This is a genomic window from Streptomyces sp. NPDC051315, from assembly GCF_044455165.1.
Taxonomy (GTDB): Bacteria; Actinomycetota; Actinomycetes; order Streptomycetales; family Streptomycetaceae; genus Streptomyces.
This window is the reverse complement of the sequence record NZ_JBITEN010000010.1, coordinates 43,407-61,369: the sequence shown is the minus strand read 5'-3', so window position 1 is coordinate 61,369 and position 17,963 is coordinate 43,407. Positions and strand designations below refer to the sequence as shown.

Genomic DNA, 17,963 nt, shown 5'->3' with positions numbered 1-17,963 from the left:
CGGCCCCTCCCTCGGCCGGTCTCAGGCGAGGTGGCGCTCCCCCGCCGCGATCCCGACGGGCAGCGTGTTCCCCGGCGGCGGGAAGGGGCAGACGAAGTGGTCGGCGAAGGCGCACGGCGGCAGTTGGGCACGGTTGAAGTCCACCGTCGTACGCCCCTCGGCGTCGGGCGCTGCCGGGTACAGGAACCGGAACCGGTAACTGCCGTCCCCGCTGGTGGCGTCGGCGAACACCGCCCACAGCGAGCCGTCGCCCTGCACGCTCACCCGGAGGGCGAGCTCCCGCCCGTCGAGCCGGAACGCCACCTCCCCGGCGAGGCCGAGCCCGCGCTCCCGCCCGTCGGCGTTCGGCACCCGCACCGTGCGGCCCTCGTCGTACGGCGTGAAGCGCCCCGGCACCGACCAGCGCGGGTCGTACGGGGTGGCCTCGATGCCCCGGAACCGGCGCCTGGCGCCGGCCTCCGGATCGAAGTCACGCACCCCCCACACTCCTTCGCGGACCAGCACGACCAGGCGCCGCTCGCCGAGCCCGACCCGGGCCGCGGCGACCGGCCCCTGGTCGGCGGCGAGCCGCACCTCGCCGCTGAACGGCTCGCCGTCGACCGTCAGCCCGTCGGCGTCGGTCGCGGTGAGCACCACCCCCTTCTCATCGGCCACCCACGTCCCGGTGATGTCCGGAAGTCGCCCGCCCGGGAAGTCCTCCAGCCAGTGGGTGCCGGTGAGCGCGAGCGGCCCGTAGGGCGACGACACCGTCGCGGTGCGGTACTCGTGCCACTGCTTCCAGTCGTCGGATGCGTCCGTCATGTGATCAACCCTTCCTTCCGGGGGCCTCCCCCGGTCACGGCGTACAGGTCGGCGGGGCGGGACAGGCCCAGGTGCTCCCGGAGTGTGCTGCCCGGATAGAAGGTGCGGAACAGGCCCCGGTGCTGGAGCAGCGCCACCGTGCCGTTGACCAGCCGTTCCAGGTCCCGGCGCGGTTCGACGGGGATGAGGTGGAAGCCGTCGACGGCGCCCTCCTGGTGCCAGGCCGCGATCAGCTCGGCCAGGCCGACGGGGCCGCCGCGGTAGAGCGGACCCCGCGCGCTGTGCCGGGGACCGCCGCCACCGTGGCCGGGTGCGGCGGCGTGCTCACCGTCGCCGAGGTCGACCAGCAGGCTCGCCAGGACCCGGAGGGAGTCCGCGTCACGGCCCGCCCCGGCCGCCTCGGAGCACAGTCGGTCACGCACCGACCGGGCCTGGTCGCAGCTCGCCACCCGCACCAGGACGACGTCGGCGTACCGGGCGGCGGCGCGGCGGGCGTGCCCCTCCGTGGCGTCGACCACGCGCACGGGCCGTCCCGGCGGGGGCCCGGACACGGCCGAGGGGTCCGCCGGGGACGGGGGCGGGCCGGTGACCGCCTCGTGGAGCGCGCGGTGCTCCGCCCCGAGGCCCCCCTCGAGGGTGGACAGGTCGATCCGCCGGCCGGCCCGGCCCCGGCCGACCCGGTCGAGGGCGGCGACGGCCGCCTGGACCTGGGGGGACGCGGTGTGCCCGGCGGCGAGCGTGGGGACCAGTCCGACGCGGTGCGTGGCGGACCCCATCAGGGACAGCAGGGCCGGCGCGTCGAGCCCGGGGCGGGCGACGTCGTCGTCCAGCGTCACGAAGTCGAGCCCGCCGCGCTCGGCGAGCCGCGCCAGCTCGACGTAGGGTCCGGCGTCGCGCACTCCGGGCTGGTCGACGGCGGCGGCCAGGTGCAGCAGGCCCCGACAGGTTGACGACGTCATCGCGGTGACCCCTTTCCCCCGCTCACAGGACCTTGGAGAGGAACAACCGGGTCCGCTCCTCCCGCGGCCGCTCCAGCACGTCCCCCGGCGGCCCCTGCTCGACGATCCGCCCGTCGTCCATGAACACGACCGTGTCGGCGACCTCGCGGGCGAACCCGATCTCGTGCGTGACGACGATCATCGTCGTGCCCTGATGGGCCAGGTCCCTCATGACGTCGAGGACTTCGCCCACCAGCTCGGGGTCGAGCGCGGAGGTCGGCTCGTCGAACAGCAGCAGCCGGGGCTCCAGCGCGAGCGCCCGCGCGATGGCGACCCGCTGCTGCTGCCCGCCGGACAGCTGCTTCGGGTAGGCGTCGGCCTTGTCGGCCAGGCCGACCCGCTCCAGCAGCCGCCGCGCGCTGTGCACCGCCTCCCTCCGCGGCCGCTTCAGCGCGGACACCGGCGCCTCGGTGACGTTGTCGAGGACGGTGAGGTGCGGGAACAGGTGGAAGTTCTGGAAGACGAACCCGATCCGCGTCCGCTGTCTCAGCACCTCCCGCTCGGGCAGCTCGTACAACCTGCTGCCGGAGCGCCGGTAGCCGATGAGCGTGCCGTCCACACTGATCGCTCCCCGGTCCACCTTCTCCAGGTGGTTGATGGTGCGCAGCAGCGTCGACTTGCCGGATCCGGAGGGCCCGAGGACGACGGTGACCTCTCCGGTGCGCACCGACAGGTCGATGCCCTTGAGGACCTCCAGGGAGCCGAAGCTCTTGTGGACGGACCTGATGTCGACCATGACACTCATGGGTGGATTCCTCTTGCTGGCAGGGGGTGGGCGGATGTCGGCGGTCAGGCGACGGCGCGACAGGCCAGGTCGCGCAGGAAGACCAGGGCGGCCCGCGCGGTGGCGTCGTTCTGCCGGAAGGCGGGCCCGCCCGTGCGCGGCCGGGTGAACGCGCCGGAGGAACGGCCGTCGGTGTGCGGCCCGAGCGCGAAGCGCCGGGGATGCGGCCGGCCGGCCCGGTCCAGGATCCGCCCGTCGGCGCGGTCCACCCGCAGCAGCCCGTCCGGCGTCTCGGCGGCGCCGTCCTCGTGCAGCGCGCGCAGCAGCGGATCACGGGCGCGCCGGACCGTCGGCTCGGGCAACCGGGCCTCGACCAGCGCACGGGCCTCGACGAAGAAGGCGGGCACGGTCGGACTGCTCGCCCGGAACACCCCGTCCTCGGCCCGTACGGACATGTCGGCGCCGACGAACCTCAGCACCCCCGCCCGCGACAGCGCGAGCAGTTGCCGCAGCCGGGGGCCGGGCGGCCCGGACGCGAGGTAGCTGAAGAACCCGTGCCACCAGGACCCGATGTCACCGAGCCGCACCACCTGCCCGTAGACGGAGAGCAGTCCGAGGAAGACGGCCAGGTCGGCGCTGTGGTCCGGGTCGTGACGCCGGTTCAGGTCTTCCTCGACGTACCGCCGCAGGCCTTCCTGGAGGTCGTCGTGCGTCGCGTACCGCACCCCGTCCAGCGGGCGGTCGAGCGCGGCCGGGTCGAACCGGTCCCGCGGGTCGGGCACGGCGGACGCCACCAGCGCCGCGCGCTCACCCGCGTCGTCGGCGGCCGCGAACTTCTCCTCGAAGTCGGTCCACGCCATGACGGTCCGCTCGGGATGGGCGGTGAACAGCCGGTGGTAGTGCGCGAAGCCCAGCTCCTTCTCGACCAGCGGCCACACGTCCCGCCGGAAGTCGAAGCCCCCGGGCCGCGCGATCAGCCCCTCGATCTCGGCGGGTCCCAGGAACCGCGGCAGCGGCGGCCGCTCCCCGCTCCAGTCGTAGCCGATCTTCGCGTGGTACGGCACTCCGCGCCGCGAGCCGACGTACAGCACCGGCTCCCGCCCCGAGGGGACGTACGTGTCCCCCTCGTACCGTCCGCCGCGTCCCTCGGTGAGCAGCACCATGAGGTCGACGAAGGCGAGCCCGAAGCCGCGGACGAGGACGGGTTCGCCGGGCCGCAGCGCGGACAGGTCGCTGTCGGCGGTGAAGTCCGGCGGGAGGTGGGTCAGGCCGTGCTCGCGCGCGTAGGACGCCAACGCCTTCTGCTCGTCGTCGAGTTCGGCGTCGAGGTGGCCGAGGGTGAGGACGACGAGGTCGGCGAGCAGAGGCCGGGGGCGGCCCTCCAGCCACACCTGCTGTCGGCCCTCGCGGGGCCCGCCGATCCGCAGGGCCCGGCGCGGGTGGTGGTGGACCGCGACGGACGGGGGCAGGCCGGCGACGGCCCGCTCGTGCACCCAGCGCAGATAGGCGCCCTGGAGCTGCCGGTCGGCGAAGGTGCGGCCGTCGATGCCGGCCCACTCGTGCAGGGTGGGGCCCTCGCGGACGGGTCCGGCCATGTCCACCGTCTCGTCGGTGAACATGGTGACGTCCTCCGCGTGCGAGTTCATCCACAGCAGCGGTGACTGCGCGGCGCGCCAGATGCGACCGGCACCCGGGGGATAGGGGTCGACGAGGTGGATGTCGAGGCCCTGACCGGTGTACAGCTCGGGAGCGTTGGCGGCGATCCGCTCGATGAGGCCGGTCCCCCGCGGCCCGGCCCCGACGATCACCAGGGAGTGCCTCATCGGGTGCGCTCCGAGCCGCGCGCGTAGTACTTCTCCACGTAGTACTGGCCGGCGCCGAGCAGTGAGGTGACGATCGTGTACCAGACGGTGGCCACCATCAGCAGCGGGATGACCTGGTAGGTGCGGTGGTAGACGAGCTGCACCGAGAACAGCAGGTCCTGGACGGCGATGACGCTGACGATGGAGGTGCCCTTGAGGGTGCCGATCAGCATGTTGCCGGCCGGCGGCACGATGGAGCGCATCGCCTGCGGCAGCACGATCCGCCACCAGCGGCGCCACCGGCTCAGCCCGAGCGCCTGTGCGGCCTCGATCTGACCGCGGTCGACGGACAGGACGCCGCCGCGCACCACCTCGGCCGCGTACGCGGCCTCGTGCAGGGTGAGGCCGACGATCGCGACGGCGACGGGGGTCAGCAGGTTCACCGTCCGCACGCCGAACAGCTGGGGGTACAGCGCCCCGATGTTGAACCACAACAGCAGCTGCACCAGGATCGGGATCGACCGGAACAGCCAGACGTACCCCCAACTGACGCCTCGAAGGACGGGGTTGGAGGAGAGCCGGGCCGCGGCGAGCAGCGTGCCCAGGGCGAAGCCGAGCACCATCACCACCGCCGTCAGCCACAGCGTGAGCCACAGACCGCGCAGCACGGCGGCGGAGGTGAAGTAGTCGGCGACGACGTCCCACCGGAACGCCTCGTTGCGCAGCACTGAGTTGACGGCGAGAGCCAGCAGGAGGAGGACGACGGCGGCGGCCGTCCACTGTCCGAGGCGGCGGTGCGGGACGATCCGCAGGGCGTCCGCGTGTTCCGGTACGTCCGGTGCGGCGGGGGCTTTGGCGAGGGTGTCGGAGGACATGCGAAGGCTCCGTGACATCGAGTGGGTCGCGGTGGTGCCTTCACACGGGATGCGCCGCGCGGCGCGGTACGGCCGAGCCCCTCAGCAGGGCCGTCCCCCGAGACTACGGCGGCGTTTCCCCTCACTGTCAAGGCCGTCCACACTGTGAGCCGTACGTCTCAAGTCGGTTGACGCGCAACCGGATGCCTGTTCCACTTGGCCCATGCATCCACAGCAGTGGCTGGTCACGCGCTCCCACATCGACTTCGGTCGAGTGTGGTCCTGTTCCTGTTGAGCTGACCCCCTGCGTGCCCTGATCACGGGGCGCTTCCTCGCGTTCTCCCTTTCCCCAGCTCTGCCTTCGCACGCACTGCCTTCACACGCGCCCTCTCCCCTCACCCAGCGCTTCCTCACACCTTTCCGCTGTCTTGGAGACCGCACACGATGCGTACGCCCCCGCGCTCCCGCAAGCGCGTTTACTACCCCTTTGCCCTGATCACGTCGGTGACCCTGTTCCTCACGGCGTGCGGCTCCGGCGCGGACGACACCGCGGCCGGCGGTACCGCGCGGGCGGCGGCGGAGTCCGACGCGATCCCCACGCAGGACGTCGTCTCGACGGTCGGGAAGGACCCGGCCGCCGCCGCGCTGCTGCCCTCCGGCGTGACCGGGCTGACCGTCGCCGTCAGTGTCGGCGGCACCCCGCCCGGCACCAGCCTCCTCGACGACGGCAGGACCCTGGCCGGACAGGACATCGACTTCACCCGGGCCGTCGCCAGGGTGCTCGGTCTCGACCTCAGGACGGAACAGGCCGGTTTCGAGGCGATCCTGCCCGCCCTGGACAGCGGCAAGTACGACGTCGGCGTCAGCAACTTCGGTGTCACCACCGAGCGCCTGAAGACGATCGACTTCGTCACCTACATCAACGACGGCCAGGGCTTCGCCGCCCGCGCCGACAGCGAGCTCTCCGAGGTCACCGACCTGAAGCAGCTGTGCGGCCTGAACGTCGCCACCAGCGCCGGCACCACCTTCGAGGCCACGCTGGAGGACAACGAGCACGTCTGCACCGACGCCGGCGAGAAGGCGTACACGGTGCAGACGTACAGCGAGCAGGGCGCGCTCTGGTCCTCGCTCCAGCAGGGCCGCGCCGACGTCGTGATGTCCACCATCAACGGCCTGCGCTACGCCGTCGCCCACCAGGACGGCGTGAAGTTCCTCAACGAGTTCCACCGTCTCGACGTCGGCTTCGCCTTCAAGAAGGGCACGAAGCTCGCCCCCGCCTTCCAGGCGGCCGTCGACCGGCTCATCGCCGACGGCACCTACGCCAGGATCCTCGAGAAGTGGGGCACGACGGGCTCGGCGATCGAGAAGTCGCAGATCTCCCCACCGGAGCACGAGGACTGACGCCCGGAGGGCCCCGGGGAGGGTCTCGCGGATCCCGCCGCGGTCGCGGCCCTAGGCCCTGCCGTCACATTCCCGTCGTCGCCCGAAGGGCGGCCCTGCGGCGTCAGGTGCGTGCTCTCGGTGTGCCGGGCCCTGACCCTCGTACTGGATGTACTCGGGTCTGGGCCCGGTGCGGCGAGAGTGCGTGCATGGCGTCGCGGGGCAGACGGGAATGTGACGACAGGGCCTAGCAATCACACCCGCAGCCGTCGCAACAGCAGCCGTCGCCGCAGCACGGGCAGCAGTCACAGCACTCGCAGCAGTCCGAGCAGTCGTCGCACCGCTGGCAGAGGCCTTCCTTGCGCTCCCGCGTCCACGGGTCCTCGTACTCGCCGCAGCACATCTGGCACGTACAGGCGAGTCCCGTCCAGACGAGGCATCCCGCGAGGAGGCCGCGCCGGTCGCGGTGCGGCGGCTCCGGCGGCAGGTGCGGGCCGCCGGGACCGGACGGCGCGTACGGGTTGCCGGGCGGCGGGCCGAACCGCTGCCCCGGATGCCCGCACGAGGTGGTGCCGAAGGCACGGTCGACGGAGGCGCGCACCTCGTGCACCAGCAGCACGTGGGCCAGCTTCGCGTCGCTGAACTCGGCCTCGCGCAACGCGAGCCGGATGCCGTGCACGGCGTCGTCGGCCAGCCGCCGGGCCTCCCGCAGGGACGTCCCGGTCGCGGTGAGCGGGTTCCACGCGCCCGACGCGGCGTCGGCCTCCCTGTCCTCCACGGCGTCCAGCAGATGGGCGAGCCGTCCGAAGAGGCGCCCGGCCTCGGCGAGCGGCTCGGCGTTGCCCGGCCGTCCGGCCAGGATCGCGGTGTGCGCGAAGGCCGCGGCGGTCGCGGTCTCGGTCGGCTCGGTGACCGCCAGGACCGGCGTGCCCGGCCCGGCGAGCGCCTCGATGCCGACCTGCCGGTCCACGGCGTCGACGAGCACGGCGGTGTCGAAGCCGACGGCCGATCCGGTACGGGCCCCCGCGGCACCCCAGCTGGTGGCGACCCGGCGCGCGGCCAGGGCCACCGGCCGCCGGGCCAGCCAGCCGTCCCCGTCGGCGACATGGTCGCGCACCTTGGCGGAGGCCAGCACGAGCGAGACGGCGGCCGCGAGCCGCGCCCCCTCACCCTGCGCGACGGACGCGCTCCGCATCCCCCGCAACGGACAGGGCCCGGCCGTACGCCGGCCTCCACTGCCGCGCTCGGCGGCCTGAGCCTCCGTCAGCACCGATATCAGCAGGCCGTCGTAGTTGGTCACGATCCGCGCGAACTGCCCGTGGTCCCGCCGCAGCGCGAGGCACAGCCCGCACAAATGCGCCATCCACTGGGCTCTGAGTCCCTCACCGAGCCGGTGACGACAGGGCCTGACGATTCCGAACACGACGATCCCCCGCTGATCCGTACGACGTTGAGCTGCCGCATCGTATCGACGGAAGGCCGTGCGGGAACGGCTCGCCCTGTTCACCCGTACGCTCCGGCCGTCACCCGTACGCCAGGAAGAATCATATTTCACTCACAGTCAGCAGCCGCGTAGGACAGGACCCTTGGGGCATACGGACTCTCGACGGATCGGCTGTGCACCAGTACCGTCACAAACCCCCCGCACGGCGTCTATCCACTTGGCGCGACATCCGCATCATGGACGACCATGGGGAATGCGGAAAGCAAGAAAGACCGCTGTGAGAGGAGGCGTCCATGGGATCGGTACGCAAGGCGAGTGCCTGGCTTGGCCTCGTCGACGACAACGATGACGAGCGTTACTACGACGACGACTATTCCGAGGGGACCGACTCCGGAGACGCCTGGGTCACCGACCCGAGGGTGAAGGTCGCCGCCGACACGGCCGAGGAGAAGGGCCGTCGGATCGGCACGGTGACCCCGGACAGCTTCCGGGACGCGCGGGCGATCGGCGAGCTGTTCCGCGAGGGCGTCCCGGTCATCATGAACCTCACGGCCATGGAGGCCGCCGACGCCAAGCGCGTCGTCGACTTCGCGGCCGGCCTGATCTTCGGACTGCGCGGTTCCATCGAGCGTGTGTCGACCCGCGTGTTCCTGCTGACCCCCGCCAACACGGAGATCGTGAACGGCGACCCGGCCGCCCACCGCACGGACGGCTTCTTCAACCAGAGCTGAGGCAGGGCCGCTCACCGGCCCTGCCCCCTCAGGGGCCGTGCCCCGGGGTCAGCGGAAGGCGTCGAGTCCGGTGAGCGCCTTGCCCAGCACGAGCTGGTGCATCTCGACGGTGCCCTCGTAGGTGAGCACCGACTCGAGGTTGGTCGCGTGCCGCATGACGGGGTACTCCAGGGAGATCCCGTTGGCCCCCAGGATCGTCCGCGCCGTACGACAGATGTCGATGGCCTCCCGTACGTTGTTGAGCTTGCCGAAGCTGACCTGCTCGGGACGCAGGCGGCCGGCGTCCATGCGCCGCCCCAGGTGATGGGCGAGCAGAATCCCCTTGTGCAGTTCGACCGCCATGTCGGCGAGCTTGGCCTGGGTGAGCTGGAACCCCCCGATCGGCCGCCCGAACTGCTCTCGCGTCTTCGCGTACTCCACGGCCGCCTCGAAGCAGGTCCGGGCCGCGCCCATGGCCCCCCACACGATCCCGTACCGGGCGTGGGACAGACAGCTGAGCGGGCCCTTGAGCCCGACGACCTCGGGCAGCACGGCGTCGGCGGGCAACCGCACGTCGTCGAGCACGAGCTCGCTGGTGACGCTGGCCCGCAGGGACCACTTGTGCTTGATCTCGGGCGCCGAGAACCCGGGGACGTCGGTGGGCACGACGAACCCCCGGATCCCGCCGTCGGTCTGCGCCCACACCACGGCGACCCCGGCCACGGACCCGTTGGTGATCCACATCTTCCGCCCGTTGAGGACCCAGTCGGAGCCGTCCCGCTTGGCGTACGTCCGCAGGGAGGCGGGGTCGGATCCGTGATCGGGCTCCGTCAGCCCGAAGCATCCGATGACCTCGCCGGCGGCCATCCGCGGCAGCCACGCCTGCTTCTGCTCCTCCGAGCCGAACCGGTGGACGGCGTACATGGCGAGGGACCCCTGCACGGAGACGAGGGACCGGATCCCCGAGTCGGCGGCCTCCAGTTCCAGACACGCGAGCCCGTACTGCACGGCGCCGGCGCCGGCGCACCCGTACCCCTCCAGCGACATCCCGAGCGCCCCGATGCTCCCGAGCTCCCGTGCCAGCTCCCGGATCCCGGGCAGTTCGCCCTTCTCGTACCACTCGGCGACATGGGGCAGGACGCGGTCCGCGGCCCACGCCCGCACGGTCTCCCTGACGGCCAGGTCCTCCGGCCCCAGCAGGTCGTCGATGCCGAGTGGGTCGGCGGGGTCGAACGGGAGCATGGCGAGATCCTCCGGCAGGCGACTCAAAACTAGCACCGCTAGTCACGATTCCGCCGCCGACGTTACGACGCGGCGTCCCGCACGTCCAGACACCGTCCCACCAGGGGGCGCACGGGTGAGCCTCGGTGGCGCAGTCGCGCGTCACACGGAGACACGGGACTCCGTGACCCCTCTCGGCCCGGGCAGCTCCACCGCGGGAGACTCGGCCTCGCACTGCATGACCCGCGGCAGCCGCAACGCCATCACCGCCCCCAGCAACAGCAAGCCCGCACTCACCAGCAACGTGACATGGAGCCCGTGCACGAAACAGTCCCGGGCCGTCCGCCGCAGGGCGATCCCCGCCGCGCCCCCGAGCCGCCCGGCGACCTCGTACGCCTCCCCCAGCGAATGCCCCGCCGCGGCCGACGCCGCCGCCGGCACCCCGGGCACCGACGACAGTCCGGGCGCGTACGCCGCGTTCATCACGCTGCCCAGCAGGGCGATCCCGATGCCGGCCCCCAGCTGGTACGACGTCTCCCCGATCGCGGCCGCCCCGCCGGCCTGCTCCGGCGGAGCCTCGCTCAGCATCGACTCGTACGCCCCGAACAGCGTCGTCTCCAGGCCGAAGCCGAGCAGCACGAAACCGAACAGCAGCAGCGCCGCGTTGTCCGATCCGCCCATCGCGGTGAGCGTCACCACCGCGGCCGCCGTGAGGCAGAACCCCCCGCACACCATCCGCCGCGGTCCGAACCGCCGCAGCAGCCGCGCCCCGGCCAGGCCCGCCGCCATCGCCGCGAAGGTCAGCGGCAGCAGCCGCAACCCCGTCTCCAACGGCGACAGCCCCAACACCAGCTGCAGGTACTGCGCCGCGATCAGTTCGAGACCCACCAGCGCCAGCATCGCCAGCACGATGCAGCCCACCGACGTACTGAACGCCGGCCGGGCGAACATGCGCAGGTCCACCAGGGGATGCGTACGCCGTCGCTGGCGCCGTACGAACACCACGATCAGCGCGGCACCCGCGGCCAGCGGTACCAGGGTGACCGCGTCCACCTCACCGCCGCCCAGTCGCTTCACGCCGAGCACGACACCGAACAGCCCGGCCGCGGCCGTCAGCGCGCCCACGACGTCCCACGGCCCGTCCCCCGCACCGCGCGACTCCGGCAGCAGCAGCCGCCCCACCGGCAGGCTGACCAGCATCAGCGGAATGTTGACGAGGAAGACCGCGCCCCACCAGAAGTGCTCGAGGAGGAAGCCTCCGAGCAGCGGCCCCACCGCCGCGCCGACCGCGGCCACCGCACTCCAGATGCCTATCGCCAGCGCCCGCTCCCGCCGCTCGGGAAAGACCTGCCGCAGGATCGAGAGCGTCGCCGGCATGATCATCGCGCCGCCCACGCCGAGCAGCGCCCGCGCGACGATGAGCACCTCGGCGCTCCCGGCGAACGCCGCCATCGCGGAGGCGACGCCGAACAGCGCGTAGCCGAGGAGCAGCACCCTTCTGCGGCCCACCCGGTCACCGAGCGTGCCGAAGAGGATCAGCAGCGAGGCACAGACGAGCGGGTAGGTGTCGACGATCCAGAGCAGTTCGATCGCGCCGGGCCGGAGGTCCTCGGTGACGGCGGGCACCGCCACGTGCAGCACGGTCGCGTCGACGGCGACCAGCAGCAGGCTGACACACAGCACCACCAGCACGATCCAGCGGTTGGCACCGGCCCCGGCCGCCCGACGGCGCAGCCCGACGGCAGCCGTGGTCGTCCCGGACATGTACGTACCTCCCAGGTGTTCCTCGGGGTTCGGCGGGCTCACGGGGTGGGGAGTCCCCGCGACTCGGCCGGAGAGGAGCGGTGGTCCCCGGCCCGCGCAGACGAACGGCGAGTGACACGCAGCGTACGCGAGTTCGTGGCTCGGCCACGTGGCGGACCTCTCACCGTCCGGGGGGAACCCGTGTGGCGTACACCACTCTCCCCACCGGCCCGTACGCCCCGGCGCGCACTCCCGCTCCACGTCCGGCCGATAATCGGGCCCGTGACCGATCTTGAAACGCGCGGGGCGCCCGTCGTCCCCGCGGCCCTGCGCCGGGCCGCCCCCGCCCTCGTGGGGTACGCGGCCGTCCGCGCCCTGGGCCTGCTCGCCCTCGCTCTGTGGAGCGCGGCGCGCGACAAGAGCGCGTACACACTGCTCACGGCACGCTGGGACGCCCTGTGGTACGCACGGGTCGCCGAGCTGGGATACGGCTACGAGGTGCGTCTGCCCAACGGGGACGTGCACTCCAACCTCGCCTTCTTCCCACTGCTGCCGTGGCTGGAGCGCCTGCTGCACTCGATGACCCCGTTGTCGTACGCCGACGCCGGTTTCGTGGTCTCCCTGTGCGCCTCGCTCGCCGCGGCGTGGGGGATCTTCGCCGTCGCCGACCATGTGTACGGGCGCCGGGCCGGGGTGTGCGCCGTGCTGCTGTGGGCGGTGCTGCCGGTCGGCGTCGTGCAGTCGATGGCGTACAGCGAGTCGCTGTTCACCGCGCTGGCCGCCTGGTCGCTGTACGCGGTGCTCACCGGCCGGTGGGTGACGGCGGGCGCGCTGGCGTCGCTGGCCGGTCTGACCCGGCCGGTGGGGCTCGCCGTGGTGGCGGCGGTGTGGGTGGCGGGGGTGTCGGCGTTCCTGCGGGACCGGAGCGGGCGGCGGGACCGAAGCGTGGAGCCCGGCGAGGGCGCGCGGACGGCCGCACACGCCCCCCAGCCCTCGCTCGACGCCCCTTACCAGCGTGAACGCGCACCAGAAGGCGCATACGTCACAACGCGCGCCCTCGGACTCCTCCTCGCGCCACTCGGCACCGCCGGCTACGTCCTCTGGGTCGGCCACCACACCGGCAAGGGCCCCCTCGGCTACCTCGACGTCCAGGCCGGCTGGCGCAACGGTTTCGACGGCGGCCAGGCCTTCGCCCGCTTCATCATCGACAAGTTCACGTCAATCCCGTCGGCCTTCGCCGGCGTCGGACTCACCCTCGGCGTCGCCCTGCTGGTCTGGCTGTATCTCGTCTGCGTACGGCAGCGCCAACCGCTTCCGCTGCTGGTGTACGGGGGTGTGGTCCTCGCGCTCGCCCTCTGCGCGTCGAGCTATTTCGGCTCGAAACCGCGCCTGCTGCTCCCCGCGTTCCCGCTCCTGCTCCCCCTCGCCCTGGGCCTCGCGCGGCTGCGGACGCCGCGATCCGCGCTGGTGGTGGCGGGGGTCGCGGTGGCGTCGGCCGTGTACGGCGCCTGGTGGCTGAACGGCTCCGGTCCCCCATGACCGGCTGCGTACTACCGGTGAGCGACCCGGGAATGAGGACCCAGCATTCGGTGAACTCATTCATAAGATGCCTAAAACCGCCCCCCAGAATGATCAAAGGAATTGAAGGGACGGGGCACGGCGGATTACTGAATCCGGAGGAATAAACGCCGTTCTGAGAGCAATCCCACATCACATCGTCATCACAAACCCGTGGAATCGGCCGGGAACTGAGCTCACTCGCTGTAACGTCGATTGGGTGCGTACCGAACAAAACCTCACCCGTCTGGACCGGGTGTTCGCCAGGCTCGACCGTGAGCCGGAACGACCGGCCCACATCGATGTGCCGAAGACGAGCAGGCACCGGGTCGCGCTGTTCGCCTCGACCCTGGCCTTCTACCTGGCGATCGTGTGGCTCGTGGTGATCACCTCGTGGCTGGTCCGTCTCGACTGGCAGGTCATGTTCTTCCGGCCGTACCAGCAGTGGTCCGAGATCCACTGGTTCGTCGACTACTACGTGGTCCTCGGCCAGCGCGGCCCCACCGCCGTGATGGTCGCCGCCTGGCTGGGCTGGAGATCCTGGCGGCAGCACACCCTGCGTCCGCTGCTCGCCCTCGGCGTCTCCCTGCTGCTGCTGAACGTCACCGTCGGCGCCGCGAAGATCGGCATGGGCCGCCTCGGTCCGCACTACGCCACCACCATCGGATCGAACGAGATGGGTCTGGGCGGCGATATATTTCCCAGCGGCCACACCGCCAACGCGGTCGTGACCTGGGGAATCCTGGCCTATCTGGCCTCCACCCCGAGAGCCCGCCGCTGGCTGTCGGCCCTCTCCGCGGTCACCTCGCTCGGCGTCGGCCTGGCCACCGTCTACCTCGGTACGCACTGGCTGAGCGATGTGGTCCTCGGCTGGGCCGCCGGCCTGCTCATCCTGCTGGCGCTGCCCTGGTTCGAGCCGCTGATCGCCCGTGCCGAGGCCTGGATCTTCGACCTGCGCGACCGCTGGCGCGCCGGCCGTGCCGGTTCGGCGCCCGCACCCGCCCCTGTCACGGTGGCCGTTCCGCTCAAGCCGCGCGCCGCGGTCCCGGACGAGGCCGCCGCGCCCCACGCCCCGAGGGCGCCGGTCTACCTCGCCCCCGGCCCGCACACGTCCCGCTCGGAGCGCACCCCGGTCACGCCCGTCGGGAGCCGCCGCCCACCGCACCCCGACCGGCCGCGCGGTACCACCACCTCTCCGGCCCGCCCCCTCAGCGGCGGCTGACCGGCCCGTGGGGACCCTCGGTACGCAGCCCGGCCCCGCACGCGAAGGCCCCGGTTCCTGGTCCAGGAGCCGGGGCCTTCGTCATGGGCGGCGCTCAGCCCTTCCAGGCGCGGGCGACGCGGCCGTCGCGCACCTCGAGGTTCAGCCGGCCCACGCGGTACTCCATGGTGATGATCGTCCCGGGCGCCAGGGAGCGCACCGTCGACCACCCCCGTTCCCGGGCGAGCCGCTCGGCGCGCGCCGCCTCGAGGCCGACGTATCCGTCCGGACTGTCCTGGGGCTCCGCTGGCGGAGTGGGAATCGGTGCCATACCGCCACGCTAGGCCGAGGGGGCCGCCCCGGGAACCCCGGACCGGAGATGTGGATCACTCCGGTCACACTTCTGTCACAGGATCACGACACCCGTTTCGGTCGCCGTGACTTCAGTCGCCGCCGTCCCGGGCATCACACGTACGAGCGGTTTCCTACGCCTTCCGCGCGCTTTCGAACGTAATTCCCGCGTGTCACCCCGGCACCTCGAATAACCCGGCGGAAAGTTCCCGGAGAACCGTCCCGGGACCAGTTCCCCGCCCATTCCGCACAGCTTCACAGGGGTCGGCCGATCATAGGAAATACACGGCTTCCCCACACCTTCTCCGCACGCCCCCTGTCGGTGCGCGCGGCGGGCGAGCATCATGGCGGGAGCTCGCGGGCACCCGTGCGGCGCGGGCGGCGGCGGGCCCGGGGCGCGACGAGCGAAGGGGCGAGCGATGGGGACGGAGACCGTACCGGCGACGGCGCGCACCGTTCGGACCAGGCGGGGCGGCCGGGTGGTCGTCGACTGGCTGACCACCACCGACCACAAGAAGATCGGACACCTCTACCTGATCACGTCGTTCGCGTTCTTCCTGGTGGGCGGGGTCATGGCGCTGATCATGCGCGCCGAGCTGGCCCGGCCGGGGCTGCAGATCGTGACCAACGAGCAGTTCAACCAGCTGTTCACGATGCACGGCACGATCATGCTGCTGCTGTTCGCGACCCCGGCCTTCGCGGGCTTCGCCAACGAGCTGATGCCGTTGCAGATCGGCGCCCCCGACGTCGCCTTCCCGCGGTTGAACATGTTGTCGTACTGGCTGTTCCTCTTCGGCGGTCTGATCGTGCTGGGTTCGCTGCTGGTGCCGAGCGGCCCGGCCGCCTTCGGCTGGTTCGCCTACGCGCCGCTGAACAGCCTGGAACGCTCCCCCGGCATCGGCGCGGACCTGTGGATCATGGGCCTGGCGCTGGCCGGCTTCGGCACGATCCTCGGCGCGGTCAACTTCGTCACCACCATCATCGGGATGCGCGCGCCCGGGATGACGATGTTCCGGATGCCGATCTTCACCTGGAACACCCTGTTCACGTCGATCCTGATCCTGATGGCGTTCCCGGTGCTCGCCGCGGCGCTGCTGGTCCTCGAGGCGGACCGGCGGTTCGGCTCACAGGTCTTCCACGCGGCCAACGGCGGGGCGCTGCTGTGGCAGCACCTGTTCTGGTTCTTCGGGCATCCCGAGGTGTACATCATCGCGCTGCCCTTCTTCGGGATCATCACGGAGATCATCCCGGTCTTCAGCCGCAAGCCGATCTTCGGCTACCTCACGCTGGTCGGCGCGACGATGGCGATCACCGGTCTCTCCGTGGTGGTGTGGGCGCACCACATGTTCGCGACCGGCGCGGTGCTGCTGCCGTTCTTCTCCTTCATGTCGTTCCTGATCGCGGTGCCGACGGGCGTGAAGTTCTTCAACTGGACCGGCACCATGCTGAAGGGCTCGGTGTCCTTCGAGACGCCCATGCTGTGGGCGGTGGGCTTCCTGGTGACGTTCCTGTTCGGCGGTCTGACCGGGGTGATCCTGGCCTCGCCGCCGCTGGACTTCCACGTCACCGACTCGTACTTCGTGGTGGCCCACTTCCACTACGTCGTCTTCGGCACCGTGGTCTTCGCGATCTTCGCCGGGTTCTTCTTCTGGTGGCCGAAGTTCACCGGCAAGCTGCTCGACGAACGGCTCGGCAAGATCCAGTTCTGGACGCTGTTCGTCGGCTTCCACACCACGTTCCTGGTGCAGCACTGGCTGGGCGCGGAGGGCATGCCGCGCCGCTACCCGGACTATCTGGCCGCGGACGGCTTCACCGCGCTGAACACCGTCTCCACGATCGGCGCGTTCCTGCTCGGCCTGTCGACGCTGCCGTTCCTCTACAACGTCTGGAAGACCGCCCGGTACGGCGAGAAGGTCGAGGTCGACGACCCCTGGGGCTTCGGCCGCTCCCTGGAGTGGGCGACCTCCTGCCCGCCGCCCCGGCACAACTTCACCACGCTCCCCCGGATCCGCTCGGAGGCCCCGGCGTTCGACCTGCGCTATCCGGAGTACGCGGCCCAGATCCCGCAGCCCGAGCCAGAGAAGCATCAAGCCGATCGCGGGCGGCCCTGATCGCCTCGATCAGCTCGGCGGGCTCCAGCACCTCGAACGCGAACCCCGTCATCAGCACGTGGACCACCATCACGTCGAGGTTCGCGGCCCCGGTGCGCAGGACGCAGGCGTCCGGCCCGTCGGCCTCCAGCGTCCCGGCCGAGGGCGAGATCCGCTCGGCGGCCTCCGCGAGGGGCACGAGCAGCCGGACGACCGCCCGGGAGGCGTACGCGCGCGTGGAGACGCCCCGGGAGACGTACGCGGCCAGGTCGTCGGCGGGCGGGGTGCGCGGGGTGAAGCGGGGGCCGTGCGGTGGCTTCGGCGTGATGCGGTCCACGCGGAACGTGCGCCAGTCGGCGCGGTCGAGGTCCCAGGCGACCAGGTACCAGCGGCGTTCGGTGCACACCAGGCGGTGGGGTTCGACGGTGCGGCGGGTGGGCTCCCCGTCGCCGTGGCCGCGGTAGTCGAAGCGCAGGCGCTCGGTGTCCCGGCAGAGGTGGGCCAGTTCGGTCAGGACGGCAGGGTCGACGGCGGACGGCTGCGGGCCGCGCAGCATCGGCACGGTGAAGGCGTTCAGGGTGCCGACCCGGCGGCGCAGCCGGTGCGGCAGCACCTGCTCCAGCTTGGCCAGGGCCCGGACGGAGGCCTCATCGATGCCCTCGATGCCCTGCCCGGCGGCCGTGCGCAGTCCCACGGCGACGGCGACCGCCTCGTCGTCGTCGAGGAGCAGCGGCGGCAGTTCGGCCCCCGCGCCGAGTCGGTAACCGCCGCCCGTGCCGGGGCTGGCGTCGACGGGGTAGCCGAGCTCGCGCAGCCGGTCGACGTCCCGGCGGACCGTGCGCGCGGTGACCCCGAGCCGTTCGGCGAGTTCGGCGCCGGACCACTCGCGGTGGGCCTGGAGGAGGGAGAGCAGACGCAGCAGTCGGGCGGAGGTCTCCAGCATGGTCGCAGTCTGTCCCATGGCGCGCGGGCGAGCCCCGCCACCTCGCAGCGTGCGCGAACCGTCCGATCGCGGGGCGCCCGTCCCCGCCGCCCGATCGCGGGGCACCCGTTCCCCCGCCGTCCTGCCACCGCGGCGCCGGCCCGG

The 17,963-nt window shown here is 72.0% G+C and carries 14 protein-coding genes and 1 pseudogene; 5 read left to right on the top strand and 10 right to left on the bottom strand.

Features of this window, described 5'->3' with window-relative positions:
- Positions 1-21: 21 nt before the first annotated feature.
- From ACIBBD_RS20170 to ACIBBD_RS20150, 5 genes are read right to left on the bottom strand one after another with little or no spacing between them, the layout of a single operon-like run.
- The gene (locus tag ACIBBD_RS20170) at positions 22-801 is read right to left on the bottom strand and encodes a DUF1684 domain-containing protein (RefSeq protein WP_399420806.1); all 780 of its coding nucleotides are present in this window, start codon (positions 799-801) and stop codon (positions 22-24) included.
- Positions 798-1,760, bottom strand: coding sequence for an FMNH2-dependent monooxygenase (locus tag ACIBBD_RS20165; protein ID WP_399420805.1), 963 nt, complete (start codon positions 1,758-1,760; stop codon positions 798-800). The genes ACIBBD_RS20170 and ACIBBD_RS20165 overlap by 4 nt, the downstream gene beginning before the upstream one ends.
- 22 nt (positions 1,761-1,782) lie before the next feature.
- Positions 1,783-2,544, bottom strand: a complete 762-nt coding sequence (locus ACIBBD_RS20160) for an amino acid ABC transporter ATP-binding protein (RefSeq protein WP_399420804.1) — start codon at positions 2,542-2,544, stop codon at positions 1,783-1,785.
- 44 nt (positions 2,545-2,588) lie between these two features.
- Complete coding sequence (locus ACIBBD_RS20155; protein ID WP_399420802.1) at positions 2,589-4,346, bottom strand: FAD/NAD(P)-binding protein; 1,758 nt, start codon at positions 4,344-4,346, stop codon at positions 2,589-2,591.
- Positions 4,343-5,200 carry an amino acid ABC transporter permease gene (locus ACIBBD_RS20150; RefSeq protein ID WP_399420801.1) on the bottom strand — a complete coding sequence of 286 codons (858 nt, stop codon included), beginning with the start codon at positions 5,198-5,200 and terminating at the stop codon, positions 4,343-4,345. The genes ACIBBD_RS20155 and ACIBBD_RS20150 overlap by 4 nt, the downstream gene beginning before the upstream one ends.
- A 423-nt stretch (positions 5,201-5,623) precedes the next feature.
- On the opposite strand from ACIBBD_RS20150, the gene ACIBBD_RS20145 reads away from it, so the two are divergent.
- Entirely contained in the window at positions 5,624-6,580 is a 957-nt protein-coding gene (locus ACIBBD_RS20145) for an ABC transporter substrate-binding protein (protein WP_399420800.1), read from the top strand.
- Between the two features lie 226 nt (positions 6,581-6,806).
- Here ACIBBD_RS20145 and ACIBBD_RS20140 read toward each other — a convergent pair whose 3' ends face one another.
- Positions 6,807-7,982 carry a DUF5685 family protein gene (locus ACIBBD_RS20140; protein WP_399420799.1) on the bottom strand — a complete coding sequence of 392 codons (1,176 nt, stop codon included), beginning with the start codon at positions 7,980-7,982 and terminating at the stop codon, positions 6,807-6,809.
- A 314-nt stretch (positions 7,983-8,296) separates the two neighbouring features.
- Between ACIBBD_RS20140 and sepF the strand changes: the two genes are divergently transcribed.
- A complete protein-coding gene (gene sepF, locus ACIBBD_RS20135) occupies positions 8,297-8,734 on the top strand; it encodes a cell division protein SepF (RefSeq protein WP_391646511.1) in 438 nt (145 codons plus the stop codon).
- A 48-nt stretch (positions 8,735-8,782) separates the two neighbouring features.
- Here sepF and ACIBBD_RS20130 read toward each other — a convergent pair whose 3' ends face one another.
- Positions 8,783-9,955: an acyl-CoA dehydrogenase family protein gene (locus ACIBBD_RS20130; protein ID WP_399420798.1), complete on the bottom strand. Its 1,173-nt coding sequence runs from the start codon at positions 9,953-9,955 to the stop codon at positions 8,783-8,785.
- A 141-nt stretch (positions 9,956-10,096) separates the two neighbouring features.
- Positions 10,097-11,698, bottom strand: coding sequence for an MFS transporter (locus ACIBBD_RS20125; RefSeq protein WP_399420797.1), 1,602 nt, complete (start codon positions 11,696-11,698; stop codon positions 10,097-10,099).
- A 261-nt stretch (positions 11,699-11,959) separates the two neighbouring features.
- Here ACIBBD_RS20125 and ACIBBD_RS20120 point away from each other — a divergent pair, with 261 nt between their 5' ends.
- Together ACIBBD_RS20120 and ACIBBD_RS20115 are read left to right on the top strand one after the other, a co-directional pair.
- Complete coding sequence (locus tag ACIBBD_RS20120) at positions 11,960-13,216, top strand: mannosyltransferase family protein (protein ID WP_399420796.1); 1,257 nt, start codon at positions 11,960-11,962, stop codon at positions 13,214-13,216.
- Positions 13,217-13,454: 238 nt separating this feature from the next.
- The gene (locus ACIBBD_RS20115; RefSeq protein WP_399420795.1) at positions 13,455-14,456 is read left to right on the top strand and encodes a phosphatase PAP2 family protein; all 1,002 of its coding nucleotides are present in this window, start codon (positions 13,455-13,457) and stop codon (positions 14,454-14,456) included.
- Between the two features lie 94 nt (positions 14,457-14,550).
- On the opposite strand, the gene ACIBBD_RS20110 is transcribed toward ACIBBD_RS20115, so the two are convergent.
- Positions 14,551-14,766 carry an I78 family peptidase inhibitor gene (locus ACIBBD_RS20110; RefSeq protein WP_399420794.1) on the bottom strand — a complete coding sequence of 72 codons (216 nt, stop codon included), beginning with the start codon at positions 14,764-14,766 and terminating at the stop codon, positions 14,551-14,553.
- Between the two features lie 439 nt (positions 14,767-15,205).
- Between ACIBBD_RS20110 and ctaD the strand changes: the two are divergent.
- Positions 15,206-16,885, top strand: a pseudogene (ctaD, locus tag ACIBBD_RS20105) (cytochrome c oxidase subunit I); the annotation flags it as partial.
- Here ctaD and ACIBBD_RS20100 read toward each other — a convergent pair.
- Positions 16,776-17,819 carry a helix-turn-helix transcriptional regulator gene (locus tag ACIBBD_RS20100; protein WP_399420793.1) on the bottom strand — a complete coding sequence of 348 codons (1,044 nt, stop codon included), beginning with the start codon at positions 17,817-17,819 and terminating at the stop codon, positions 16,776-16,778. The pseudogene ctaD and the gene ACIBBD_RS20100 overlap by 110 nt on opposite strands.
- Positions 17,820-17,963 lie beyond the last annotated feature (144 nt).